Here is a 13,132-nt window from a genome sequence, read left to right as displayed (position 1 = left end):
CCGCTGCAGGGCAGGGTGTTACGCAGCCTTTGCGGTTTCCGATTGAATCAAACCGCGGTTCAGTGCGCTGAACAGGGCCTTGAAGCTGGCCGTTGTGATGTTCTCGTCGATCCCGACGCCGTGCACTGCGCGCTCACCGTTCACGCGCAATTCGATATAAGCAGCCGCCTTTGCCGTGGTGCCCGCGCCGATGGCGTGTTCGTTGTAGTCCATGATTTCCACCGGAACCGGCAGGCCGGCAACCAACGCTTCCAGAGCGCCGTTACCTTTGCCCCGCCAGTGCAGGTTACTCTCACCGTCACCCTTGCCGGTGACTTCGACTTCCACCGCACTGTGGCCGTTTTCTTCTTGCAGGCGATGACTGACCAGCGCGTAAGGCTTGTTGGCCTGCAGGTACTCGTTCTTGAACAGCGCGTAAATCTGCTGTGCGGTCATTTCCAGGCCCAGACGATCGGTTTCGCCCTGAACCACCTGACTGAACTCGATCTGCATGCGGCGCGGCAGGGAAATGCCGTATTCCTGTTCCAGCAGATAGGTAATGCCACCTTTGCCGGACTGGCTGTTAACGCGGATCACGGCCTCGTAGCTACGGCCAATGTCGGCTGGGTCGATCGGCAGATAAGGCACTTCCCACAGCGCGTCTTCTTTCTGCTGGGCAAAGCCCTTGCGGATGGCGTCCTGGTGGGAGCCCGAGAACGCCGTATGCACCAGGTCCCCGACGTACGGGTGACGAGGGTGGACCGGGATCTGGTTGCATTCTTCAACGACCTTGCGCACACCGTCGATGTCGGAGAAGTCCAGTTGCGGATCCAGGCCTTGGGTGTACATGTTGAGGGCCACGGTAACCAGGTCGACGTTGCCGGTGCGCTCGCCGTTGCCGAACAGGCAGCCTTCGACGCGGTCGGCTCCGGCCATCAGGCCCAACTCGGTGGCGGCAACGCCGGTGCCCCGGTCGTTGTGGGTATGCAGGCTGATGATGACGCTATCGCGACGTTTGATGTTGCGGCAGAACCACTCGATCTGGTCGGCGTAGATGTTTGGAGTCGCGACCTCGACCGTCGCAGGGAGGTTGAGGATGACTTTGTTCTCAGGGGTGGCGTTCCACACTTCCACGACGGCGTCACAGACTTCCTTGGCGAAGTCCAGCTCGGTGGCGCTGAAGGTTTCGGGCGAATACTCGAACTGCCACTGGGTTTGCGGCTGCTGCGCGGCGTATTTGACGAACAGCTTCGCAGCGTTGACCGCGATGGCCTTGATGCCTTCCTTGTCCTGATTGAACACGATACGGCGGAAGGCCGGCGAGGTTGCGTTGTACAGGTGAACGATGGCCTTTTTGGCGCCGCGCAGGGATTCGAACGTCCGCTCGATCAGGTCTTCACGGCCTTGAGTCAGCACCTGGATGGTGGTGTCGTCCGGAATGTGACCCTCTTCGATGAGGGTACGCACGAAGTCGAAATCGGTTTGCGATGCAGCGGGAAACGACGCTTCGATTTCCTTCACGCCGACCTGAACCAGGGTTTTCCAGAAGCGCAGTTTCTTGACCGAATCCATGGGCTCGATCAGCGATTGGTTACCGTCGCGCAGGTCGGAGCTGCACCAGATCGGCACTTCGGTAATGGTCTTGGAAGGCCAGGTACGGTCAGGCAGATCGATGGTGGGGAACGCACGGTACTTCTTCGAGGGATCTTTGAGCATGGTCATGTGAATAATCCTTGTTGTACGCAGGGCCGAAAGAAGGCGGCCAACCGAGTTGTTTCGCAATGGAGCAGCGAGGTCGAGGCACCGCGATTCAGCCTGGCAGTCGCGCACTGACGAGACTGAGGCAGCGATGTTGACGTAGCAAAATGAGGGTGTGGGACGTGTTCATGTGTCCAACCGTAACCAATGGGGTTAAAGGTGGCAAGCAGTTGGGGAAAATTGGTAGAACTATTCCAAAAAGAGCCTCGGGCGGTATTTTGTAGCGAATAAGCCGCGAAGCGTGATTATTTATTGTTGGGGTATGCGAGGCCGCCATTGGCCTCGGACGGAGCAGCCCATCGATGGCTTATGGGGGCTGCCCAAACCTGATGGCGAATCCCGGCGCTACGGCTGAAAGGCATTGATGAAGATTGCGGGGTCAACCCGCGCGTCGTTCAGGCTGACGTTCCAGTGCATGTGCGGCCCCGTGGCGCGTCCGGTCGAACCGACGCGGCCCACGATCCCCCCACGCGGCACTGAGTCGCCGACGTTCACATCGATTTTTGACATGTGGCAGAACATGCTGATGAAGCCTTGTCCATGATCGACGAACACCGTGTTGCCATTGAAGAAGTAATTGCCGATCAGAATCACCTTGCCCGCTGCCGGGGATTTGATGGGCGTACCTGCCGGGACCGCGAAGTCCAGGCCCGCGTGCGGGTTGCGTTCCTCGCCGTTGAAGAAACGACGCACGCCGAACCTGCTCGACAGCGGGCCGTCCACGGGCTTGTCCAGTAACAGGTTGCTGGGCGTCACCGGGCTGAACGTGCGGTAAGCGCGCGTTTGCACATCCAGTTCCCGCTCGATGCGTTTCAGGTCATCGGGGTTGGGGTTCACCTGCCGCTGGTTTTTCAGCGTGATGTGCTGTTCGGGGTATTTTTTGCTCCCCACCGCGAACGTGAGGTTACGCCCGCCGCTGGACACCTGCTGGGAGCTCCCCGGCTTTACGGTCAGAGGAATGCCGACAATCGCCAGCCACCGTGCTTCCGCATCCTTCACCACCAACACCGGCTTGCCCTGAAACGTGGCTTTCGGCGGTTGTGCAGAAGCGCCGAGGTCGACAACCGCCACGCCGCCCGGCACGGGCTTGTTCAACAAGCGCGACAGATAGCTGTCGGCATGGGCGGGAAGGGCCAGGCACAGCGCCAGTGCAGCGCCGGTCAACGCGCGTAAAAGACAAGGCAGCATCGATCAGTCCAATAGAGAGAGGGTGACGGGCGTCAGGTGGTTGTCTTCGACGCGCACCTGCAGTTCGCCTTCGGCCAGCTTCGCCGTGAGGCGTTGACCGGTATGTGTTTGTTGCGCCGTGCGGACCGCTTTGCCTTTTTCATCCAGCAGGATGCTGTAGCCGCGACCCAATGTAGCCAGAGGGCTGACCACATTGAGCGTCTGCACCTGACTCTGCAATTGCAGACGTCGCGTCTTGAGGTTTTCCCGGATCGCCCGAGGCAGACGCTCGGCTAGTACTTCCAAGCGCTGGCGCAGGAAGGCCAGGGTGCGGCCAGGATGCTGGGCGGCGAGACGGCTTTCCAGGTGACCGATCCGCGTCGAGCGCTTGTGCATCTGCGATTCGAAAGCACGGCGCAGGCGCATGTCCAGATCATCCAGCCGCTGTGCGCGTTGACGCAGCCGTTCGCCCGGATGGCGCAGGCGACGGGAAATGCCCTCAAGCCGCAACTGGTCTCGCATCAGCCGGTCGCGCATCCGCGTGATCAATCGACGCTGAAGGTTTTCCACGCGGCGATGCAGGTCACTGGAATCAGGGGCCAGCAATTCGGCTGCAGCCGAGGGTGTGGGGGCGCGTACATCGGCCACGAAATCACTGATGGAGACGTCGGTCTCATGACCTACGGCGCTGACGATCGGCGTCACGCACGCATCGATGGCGCGCGCGACGGCTTCTTCGTTGAAGCACCACAGGTCCTCCAGCGAACCGCCACCCCGAGCCAGGATCAACGCGTCGAAACCTCTCGCGTCCGCCGTCTTCAAGGCCCGGACGATCTGATTGATCGCTTCGCGGCCTTGTACGGCGGTTGGAATCAGTGTCAGTTCGACCTGCGGCGCACGTCGCTTGAACACGCTGATGATGTCGCGAATCACAGCGCCCGTGGGTGACGTGACGATACCGATGCGTTGCGGGTGCAGAGGCAGGGCGACCTTGCGTTCAGCGCTGAACAGGCCTTCGGCGCTGAGTTTTTCCTTGAGCGCGTCGAAAGCCAGCCGCAGTGCACCATCGCCTGCGGGCTCGACGGTATCGAGGATCAACTGGTAATCACCACGACCCTCGAACAGCGAAACTTTGCCCCGAACCTTGACCGCCAGACCGTCCTTCAGCGCCTGCCGCACGCGTGCGGCATTACTGCGGAACAAAGCGCAACGGACCTGCGCGCCGCTGTCCTTAAGCGTGAAATACACGTGGCCCGAAGCTGGGCGAGACAGGTTGGAAATCTCGCCCTCGACCCAAATGCTGGAAAACACATCTTCCAGCAAGACCCGGGCACGGCCGTTGAGCTGGCTGACAGTGAGGACTTCCCGGTCGAGGCCGAGTCTTGCAAAGGGATCTTTGATCATGGCGGGCATGATAAAGGGAATTGCCGCGTGGCTCATCACATTAATCGGCGTCATCCGGATGCTGTGTGTCGATGGGCCTGCGACCGACAGTTTCTCGATGAGCCAATGGGTACCCACGGCAGAAGTCGGTGGATGAAGTATGCTGTGCGCCGCCGATCATCCATGGAGGGTTCCATGCTCACCCCGTTCGCCGAACTATCGGGCGTTGTCGATCAGTTGGGGCTTACCCCCGTTGACTGGCTGCTCATCGAAGGCGGTGTGATCGCCGCTTATCTGGTCTTCGCGATTGCCGGTTTCGGCACCGCGCTGGTCGCCGGGCCTCTCCTGATTCACTTCATGCCCCTGTCGCGCATCATCCCGCTGTTGGTCATGCTGGATTTCTTGGCTGCTTTCAGTCATTTGCTGCCCTCGCGGCAGTCCATCGTGCGCGCTGAGCTGTTGCGGCTGGTGCCGTGCATGGCGATCGGTTGCACCCTGGGCGTGGTTTTTCTGCTGAATCTGAAATCCGACCTACTGCTTCTATTAATGGGGCTATTCCTGATTGGCTACTCGATCTACAGCCTCGCGATAAAGGTGCGTCCTACACAGTTGTCGGCAGGGTGGTCGATACCGATGGGGACCGTCGGTGGGCTGTTCGGCGCGCTGTTTGGCAGCGGCGGCTTTCTCTATGCGATTTACCTCAACAGCCGTCTGACCGATAAATCCCAGGCGAGGGCCACTCAGAACGCACTCATCAGTTGCAGCACCATCGTGCGGCTGAGCTTGTTCGCGGTCACTGGTGTCTATGCGCAACTGCCGTTGTTGGTCATGGCAGTCTGCCTGCTGCCGGCCATGCTGGTTGGGTCGTGGATCGGGCGTCGCCTGATGAAGCGCCTGTCCCGGGAAACGTTCGTGCGCTTGGTGACTTGGCTGGTGCTGATCAGTGGCATCACCCTCGTCGGTCGCTACGTCACCGGTTGAGGCCCATACTTGACTCGGTTGGCGACGGCATTAAGCTGCCGCCCCCGATCACGCGTCCACAGGCCACGGTATGAACACCCAAAGCATCATCGTCCCGCAGATATCCAGCTTTCCCGCCCACGAGGCGAAGGCGCAGGCGATCCTGCGTTGGCTGGTGAAGCTGGAGGTGGTCGAGGAGTCGCTGAGCACCTGTGGGCGCAGCTTCAATCGTATGGCCTATGGGATCGGACCTGGGGCGCGCCGGTTCGTGGAAAACCCCGATGCATTGCCTTACGGCAAAGCGGTGAACGGTCTGGAGATCGTCCTGAAGCGCTGCATCTACACGCCACAGCAAGGGTTCAAGGAAGAGGCCGGCTGTCCGGAATGCCGTCGTGAAATTGGCGAGGCGCTGTTCGACAGCCTCGAGGAATGGATGCCGGGCCATACCGACAATTTCACCTGCCCGGAATGCGGGTTTGAAGATGATATCAACGGCTTTCTGTTCCTTGACGCCTGCGGGTTTTCAAACCTCGGTTTCATCTTCAACGACTGGCTGGATGCCGGCTTCAAGGCCAGCTTTCTCGAGGCCTTCGCCGAGCGCCTGGATCGGCCGGTTTCAGTCGTCAAAGTCCGCCTTTAGGCCGTGTGGCGGTTCATAGGGTGTGTGCATCGCATTGATTATGAAATTGCCCGATCTTTACGTTGAGCAAGGGTGGGTGTCTCGGTATAATGGCGCGCTTCCATTTTCCCGCTCGGGAGCCCAGCGATGCTGCGTATCAGCCAAGAAGCCCTTACATTCGACGACATCCTCCTTGTGCCCGGTTATTCCGAGGTGCTTCCCAACGAAGTCAGTCTGAAAACCCGATTGACCCGTGGCATCGAACTGAACATCCCCCTCGTCTCCGCCGCTATGGACACCGTCACTGAAGCCCGTCTGGCCATCGCCATGGCTCAGGAAGGCGGCATCGGCATCATCCACAAGAACATGACCATCGAACAACAGGCCGCGGAAGTGCGCAAGGTCAAGAAGTTCGAAGCCGGTGTGGTCAAGGACCCGATTACCATCGAGGCCGACGCTACCGTTCGCGATCTGTTCGAGCTGACCCGTCTGCACAACATTTCCGGTGTCCCTGTCCTGCATGATGGTGAGCTGGTCGGCATCGTCACCTCCCGCGATGTGCGTTTTGAAAATCGCCTGGACATCCCGGTCCGCGAAGTGATGACGCCGAAAGAGCGCCTGGTGACCGTGCGCGAAGGCGCTGACAAGAACGAAGTGCGTGAGCTGCTGCACAAGCACCGTTTGGAAAAGGTCCTGATCGTAGACGGCAACTTCGCCCTCAAGGGCATGATGACCGTCAAAGACATCGAAAAGGCCAAGGCCTACCCACTGGCCAGCAAGGACGACCAGGGTCGCCTGCGTGTCGGTGCAGCGGTCGGGACCGGTAAGGACACGGGCGAGCGTGTCACTGCGCTGGTGGCTGCTGGCGTCGATGTGATCGTCGTCGACACCGCGCACGGTCACTCCAAAGGCGTGATCGATCGCGTTCGCTGGGTCAAGCAGAACTTCCCTGACGTTCAGGTCATCGGCGGCAACATCGCCACCGGCGAAGCGGCGCGCGCATTGGTCGAAGCCGGTGCTGACGGCGTGAAAGTCGGTATCGGGCCGGGCTCCATCTGCACCACCCGCATCGTCGCGGGTGTCGGCGTGCCGCAGATCAGCGCTGTCGCCAACGTGGCCGCAGCACTGGAAGGCACCGACGTTCCACTGATCGCCGACGGCGGCATCCGTTTCTCCGGCGACCTGTCCAAGGCCATCGTCGCGGGTGCCTACAGCGTGATGATGGGCTCCATGTTCGCCGGCACCGAAGAAGCGCCAGGTGAAATCGAGCTCTTCCAGGGGCGCTCCTACAAGGCCTACCGTGGCATGGGCTCGTTGGGTGCGATGTCCCAGGCGCAAGGTTCTTCGGACCGCTACTTCCAGGATTCGTCCGCGGGGGCCGAAAAGCTGGTGCCGGAAGGCATCGAAGGCCGCGTCGCGTACAAGGGCTCGCTGGCTGCCATCATTCATCAGCTGATGGGTGGCCTGCGTTCTTCCATGGGGTACACCGGCAGCGCCAACATTCAAGAGATGCGCACCAAGCCCGAATTCGTTCGCATCACCGGCGCAGGCATGGCCGAATCCCACGTTCATGACGTGCAGATCACCAAAGAAGCGCCGAACTATCGCGTAGGGTGATTGGAAATGCGCCCGGTGATTCGGGCGCGTTTCAAGAATTCTGTAGCGGGGCTGTTCATTACAGCCCCGTCTTGTTTCTGATTTTCGACGAGAATGACTCATGACCCTCGACATTCACGCCCACCGTATCCTCATCCTGGACTTCGGTTCTCAATACACCCAACTGATCGCCCGTCGCGTACGTGAGATCGGCGTGTACTGCGAACTGCACCCGTTCGACATGGACGACGAAGCGATTCGCGAATTCGCTCCCAAAGGCGTCATCCTCGCCGGTGGTCCCGAGTCCGTGCACGAAGCCGACAGCCCGCGCTGTCCGCAAGCGGTATTTGACCTGGGCGTGCCGGTCTTTGGCATTTGCTACGGCATGCAGACCATGGCTGAGCAACTGGGCGGTAAGGTCGAAGGTTCCGATCTGCGCGAGTTTGGTTACGCCCGTGTCGACGTCGTTGGCAAGAGCCGCCTGCTCGACGGTATCGAAGACCATGTCGATGCTGATGGCGTGCTCGGCCTGGACGTCTGGATGAGCCACGGTGACAAAGTCACCAAGCTGCCGTCCGAGTTCCACATTCTGGCCAGCACACCAAGCTGCCCGATCGCGGGCATGGCTGACGACGCTCGTGGTTACTACGGCGTGCAGTTCCACCCGGAAGTGACTCACACCAAGCAGGGCGGTCGCATCCTGTCGCGCTTCATCCTCGACATCTGTGGTTGCGAAGCGCTGTGGACCCCGTCGAAGATCGCTGAAGACGCCATCGCTCAAGTCCGCGCTCAAGTTGGTACTGACAACGTGCTGCTGGGTCTGTCCGGCGGTGTTGACTCCTCAGTGGTTGCGGCCCTGCTGCACAAAGCCATCGGCGATCAACTGACCTGTGTGTTCGTCGACAACGGCCTGCTGCGCCTGCACGAAGGCGAGCAAGTGATGGCTATGTTCGCCGAGAACATGGGCGTCAAAGTGATTCGCGCGAACGCCGAAGATCAGTTCCTCAACAATCTGGCTGGCGAGGCCGACCCAGAGAAGAAGCGCAAGATCATTGGTCGCACGTTCATCGACGTGTTCGACGCCGAATCGGCCAAACTGCACAACATCAAGTTCCTGGCTCAGGGCACGATCTACCCTGATGTGATCGAGTCCGCTGGCGCTAAAAGCGGCAAGGCACACGTCATCAAGTCGCACCACAACGTGGGCGGCCTGCCGGAAGAAATGAACCTGAAACTGGTCGAGCCGCTGCGCGAACTGTTCAAGGATGAAGTTCGTCGTCTGGGCCTGGAACTGGGCCTGCCGTACGACATGGTCTATCGCCACCCGTTCCCAGGCCCGGGCCTGGGCGTACGTATCCTTGGTGAAGTGAAGAAGGAATACGCCGACCTGCTGCGTCGAGCGGACCACATCTTCATCGAAGAACTGCGCAAAGCCGACTGGTACCACAAAGTCAGCCAGGCGTTCGTGGTGTTCCAGCCGGTGAAATCGGTAGGCGTGGTCGGTGACGGCCGTCGTTACGCCTGGGTCGTCGCTCTGCGTGCTGTGGAAACCATCGACTTCATGACCGCACGCTGGGCGCATCTGCCTTACGAACTGTTGGAGACCGTCAGCGGCCGGATCATCAACGAGATCGACGGCATCTCTCGTGTCACCTACGACGTGTCGAGCAAGCCACCGGCGACGATTGAGTGGGAATGATCCCACGTCCGGCACTGCCCGGCACGATCTAGCAAAAAATGCCCTCAAGCCCGCGTAATTGCGGGCTTTTGGCTTTTTGGGTCTGGCAAGATCAGGCAGGGTTTTGCATCGCCAAGCATGGTTTTTTTATGGCATGGTACGGGGTACCAACTGCATCCGATGCCATGCATGACGCTTGATACCATGTCCCTTGTTTCAGGATGGGCATGGTATCGGGATAGCCGAGAGGCCCGGTTTTACTGGGGTTAAGCCCCATTCTTCCGCGCTTTTCAGAGCATGGTATTTCTTTTCATGGAATAAATGGAAGCCATGCTTACTGATACCAAGCTTCGAAACCTCAAGCCGCAAGACAAGCTCTACAAGGTGATTGACCGCGATGGCTTGTACGTAGCGGTCACACCGGCCGGCTCAATCTCCTTCCGCTACAACTACTCCATCAATGGCCGGCAGGAGACCATCACCTTCGGTCGTTATGGCTTGGGCGGGATCACCCTGGCAGAGGCACGTGAGCGGCTAGGGGAGGCGAAGAAAATGATCGCCGCAGGTAAGTCGCCTGCTAAGGAGAAGGCGCGTGCGAAGGCTCGCACGAAGGGCGCTGAGACCTTTGATGATTGGGCTGAAAAATGGCTGCGCGGCTATCAGATGGCGGACTCGACACGAGATATGCGCCGGTCAGTCTACGAGCGCGAATTGAAGCCGAAGTTTGGCAATCAGAAGCTGGCTGAAATCACTCATGAGGATCTGCGGGCACTGACCGACGCGATAGTGGAGCGGGGTGCGCCTGCAACCGCTGTCCATTCGCGTGAGATCGTGCTGCAGGTCTTTCGTTGGGCCATTGAGCGTGGTCAGAAGCTTGAAAACCCTGCGGATCTAGTAAGGTCTGCCAGCATCGCTAAATTCGAGCCACGCGACCGGGCGTTGACGCCTGATGAAATCGCGCTGATGTATCAGTACATGGACAGGATTGGTACCGCGACTTCGGTTCGTGCGGCAGCCAAGCTCCTTCTGCTGACGATGGTGCGCAAAAGCGAGCTGACCAATGCGACGTGGAGTGAAATTAATTTCAGCGAGGCGCTATGGACGATCCCCAAAGAGCGGATGAAGCGCCGAAACCCTCATTTGGTGTTTCTGTCCCGGCAGGCATTGGATTTCTTCATTGCATTGAAGACCTTGGCTGGAGGTTCTGAGTACGTTCTGCCGTCGCGCTATGACTCTGATTTACCAATGAGTGCGGCCACGATCAACCAGGTACTGACGCTCACCTATCGCCTTGCCCAAAAGGAGGGGGTGCCGCTAGGTAAATTCGGCCCCCACGACCTGCGCCGTACGGCTAGCACGCTGTTGCATGAGGCGGGCTACAACTCCGACTGGATCGAGAAGTGCCTCGCGCACGAACAGAAAGGTGTGCGAGCCGTTTACAACAAGGCGGAGTACCGCGATCAGCGCCGTGCAATGTTGCAGGATTGGGCAGATATGATTGACGAGTGGGCGCTCAAGAAACCTCGGAAAAAAAATGAATAGCTTTCGTGGTCACCCCTCATATAGGCGAATCGCTTGAGGGAAAGTCGTCATGCACTTGGTCGGCAGGTTTCATCGATACTGGACGAACCACATGCATGGTTGAGGGCGGACAGTAATTTACGACTGATCGCTAGCTAGCGGTCAAAAGAATACCATGGACAGACTTTTTGGGGCTTCGTAACGTGGTGAAAGGTATGCGTTTCCTCTTCTTGCCGTTTGATATTCGCAATAAGAGCTTCTACCCCATGAAATGATGTCTCGGTGAGTCAGTGCCAAGATTTGCAAGATGGATGAGCTCACCTGTCATTAGGTCCAACATTATGAAGTAACAGCATTCGGCCAGGAGGAAAAGTCATAATTTTTGAGAGTTTTTGATTGGCGGGCGATGATTAGTTGAGCGATGAGCGATGATTGCGCTTTAATAAATTCTAAGCCTGCTGTCTACTTCTTAAAAACATCAAGCCCAAAATAATCAGCGAGAAAAATAGGGAAAGCACTTAGTACTGATAATGGATCTCGAAGTGATCCATTGTTTAGTTGTGCCTCTGCAATAGATGACTGATTGTTAACGATGTTCAGGTTGTTGTTCCCGGAAATTAACAAGTTGGCTTTTCTAAGATTGGCCTCTATTAGGAATCGCCATCCTTGTATATCAATTTTTTTCGCGTCTTGGTAAATGTGGTTTCCGCGCTGAGCAGAAAGTTTTTTATAGACTGCGCCCCGGCAGTCAGACAGGTGTATAACTCTTTCTAAGTATTCATCAATATCATTAATATCTCGGATCGCCTCAATCATGGGGTAACTTATAAATAGTTTTCCATGCTCCGTTTCATTATTGAAGCGTCGCAGCATATCAAGTAGAATTCTGCCCGAAAAATTCTGGTCATTTGGCTCGAGGTCAAAGAAAAGATAAATTTGCCCAACTTGATCGCGCCTTAGGTTTTTTAGGTCTTCGTCTTTGCCGGCAATTGGGTTCAGCTCTTTAATTAGTTCAAAAACATCTAGATCTTCATCGGCCGAAATTTGCGAATAGAGTTCGTAGAGATCATTCTGAAAAGTCACCAATAGCCTGCCTTCTTCATCGGGGAAAAAGGCTCGCTCTAGACTTTTAAAATAATTCCTTTCGGCTTTTTCTCCCTCGAAGACAAATACTGTACGCTCCATCAACTGGAAAGTCCCTTATAAATTTTTTCTAGATTATGAGCCTTACGAAGTTCTTTGTCTGTCAACGCGGTGAGTGGTGAGATCTTTTTGTCCAACACAAAGTAGCAGTCAGGCCGCAAAAGATCGTTACTCATAACTCCAGTGTTATGAGTGGTCATTATGGTTTGAGCTTGCGACGTAGTGATCTTTTCAACAATTGTTGAAGCTAACGCGTGATGATAAAAAGCATCAAATTCATCGATATATGCAAATTTCACTTCTCCTTTATTTAGGCGGAGCCACCAAAAATAAAATATTCCAAGAGATAGTGTTCCTGTGGAGGCTGCCGTGCCAAATTCTAGTTTTATTTCGCCAAAGTTAAAGTATATAGACTTATTGCCGCTGGCATTTGGGTTGATATCTACGACTAAAGAGCACTCTATACCGGCATCGTTAAGAAATCTCTCGAAATCCTCAATAGAGTTGCTTTCAATGATGCTTTGCGATAACTGCTTTACACCAATGTCCTTGCCAACATACTCTCCTTTATTGGTTGCATTTAATGATCTAAAGAAAACCATTCCCTCAATAAATTCAAGCAGTGCTAAGAAGGTTTTATTTATGGTTGTGTCATCCAGTATGGCGTTACTTTTCACATATTTAAGTAGAGAAATCCAGGAGTCACCTACATCATTCTTTAGAGTTTCTGCTCCGTTTAGTGCGATACTTGCTAGCGTTGATTTTCGGCGATCAACATAAAGGACGTTAATTTCATTTATAGTCAAGTGTTCATAGACGAGCTTGTCCCAAGCTTTCTTTCCGTATTTATATACAATCTCAGCATCGCCAATACGGAACTCAAAAATAAATTCAGCAATTTGAGCGCTTGAGCGTCCATTGAGATAGTTATTGTTCAGTGAAGGGAAGTAACTAGGAGAGTCAACCAAGTGCAAAACCGGGTCCACCATTGCGAGGCCAAGATTTGACTTGCCTCCACCATTAGGACCATAAATCATTGCATGTCTTACGATGCCTTTGCTAACTGCAATTTCATTAAATTCGTATTGCTGGCTAGTAAGATCAAAACACAGCCAATCTGTAAAGTTTCGGAAGTTTTTCACTGAAAATTTGCGTAGCATCGGGGTAACCCCTTCAGATTAATATAGTGAGCTTACCAGCTTTGGACGCAGCCGTAAAAAAGCTACGGCTCGAGAGATGTATCGATAGATTATGGCCACTCAGGGTGGAGAGAGCCCCGGTTTCGTCGGCAGCCTCCGTCAGTTGACTACCCCCCGCTCCGGTAGACA

General features: G+C 56.2%; 10 protein-coding genes. 5 read left to right on the top strand and 5 right to left on the bottom strand.

The window, feature by feature from the left end; genetic code table 11:
• Positions 1–18: 18 nt before the first annotated feature.
• From leuA to xseA, 3 genes are all read right to left on the bottom strand, one after another.
• A complete protein-coding gene (gene leuA / locus DBP26_RS01710) occupies positions 19–1,701 on the bottom strand; it encodes a 2-isopropylmalate synthase (protein WP_108235875.1) in 1,683 nt (560 codons plus the stop codon).
• Positions 1,702–2,082: 381 nt separating this feature from the next.
• A complete protein-coding gene (locus DBP26_RS01705) occupies positions 2,083–2,925 on the bottom strand; it encodes a peptidoglycan DD-metalloendopeptidase family protein (protein WP_108235874.1) in 843 nt (280 codons plus the stop codon).
• Between the two features lie 3 nt (positions 2,926–2,928).
• A complete protein-coding gene (gene xseA / locus DBP26_RS01700; protein WP_177410980.1) occupies positions 2,929–4,308 on the bottom strand; it encodes an exodeoxyribonuclease VII large subunit in 1,380 nt (459 codons plus the stop codon).
• 174 nt (positions 4,309–4,482) lie between these two features.
• Between xseA and DBP26_RS01695 the strand changes: the two genes are divergently transcribed.
• From DBP26_RS01695 to DBP26_RS01675, 5 genes are all read left to right on the top strand, one after another.
• Entirely contained in the window at positions 4,483–5,268 is a 786-nt protein-coding gene (locus DBP26_RS01695; protein WP_108235873.1) for a sulfite exporter TauE/SafE family protein, read from the top strand.
• Between the two features lie 70 nt (positions 5,269–5,338).
• The gene (locus DBP26_RS01690; RefSeq protein ID WP_108235872.1) at positions 5,339–5,887 is read left to right on the top strand and encodes a sugar ABC transporter ATPase; all 549 of its coding nucleotides are present in this window, start codon (positions 5,339–5,341) and stop codon (positions 5,885–5,887) included.
• A gap of 126 nt (positions 5,888–6,013) precedes the next feature.
• Positions 6,014–7,483, top strand: coding sequence for an IMP dehydrogenase (gene guaB / locus DBP26_RS01685; protein ID WP_108235871.1), 1,470 nt, complete (start codon positions 6,014–6,016; stop codon positions 7,481–7,483).
• A gap of 100 nt (positions 7,484–7,583) precedes the next feature.
• Entirely contained in the window at positions 7,584–9,161 is a 1,578-nt protein-coding gene (gene guaA / locus DBP26_RS01680; RefSeq protein ID WP_108235870.1) for a glutamine-hydrolyzing GMP synthase, read from the top strand.
• A 309-nt stretch (positions 9,162–9,470) separates the two neighbouring features.
• A complete protein-coding gene (locus DBP26_RS01675; RefSeq protein ID WP_108236038.1) occupies positions 9,471–10,682 on the top strand; it encodes a site-specific integrase in 1,212 nt (403 codons plus the stop codon).
• Between the two features lie 441 nt (positions 10,683–11,123).
• Here DBP26_RS01675 and DBP26_RS01670 read toward each other — a convergent pair whose 3' ends face one another.
• Both DBP26_RS01670 and DBP26_RS01665 read right to left on the bottom strand, forming a co-directional pair.
• Positions 11,124–11,846 carry a hypothetical protein gene (locus DBP26_RS01670; RefSeq protein ID WP_108235869.1) on the bottom strand — a complete coding sequence of 241 codons (723 nt, stop codon included), beginning with the start codon at positions 11,844–11,846 and terminating at the stop codon, positions 11,124–11,126.
• Positions 11,846–12,964 (bottom strand): AAA family ATPase, encoded by a 1,119-nt coding sequence (locus DBP26_RS01665; protein ID WP_108235868.1) that lies wholly within the window; start codon positions 12,962–12,964, stop codon positions 11,846–11,848. The genes DBP26_RS01670 and DBP26_RS01665 overlap by 1 nt, the downstream gene beginning before the upstream one ends.
• Positions 12,965–13,132: the final 168 nt, after the last annotated feature.

This window comes from Pseudomonas sp. RIT409 (assembly GCF_003052515.2).
Classification (GTDB): Bacteria; Pseudomonadota; Gammaproteobacteria; order Pseudomonadales; family Pseudomonadaceae; genus Aquipseudomonas.
The sequence above is the reverse complement of the archived record's forward strand: the minus strand, read 5'-3'. Positions and strand labels throughout refer to the sequence as shown.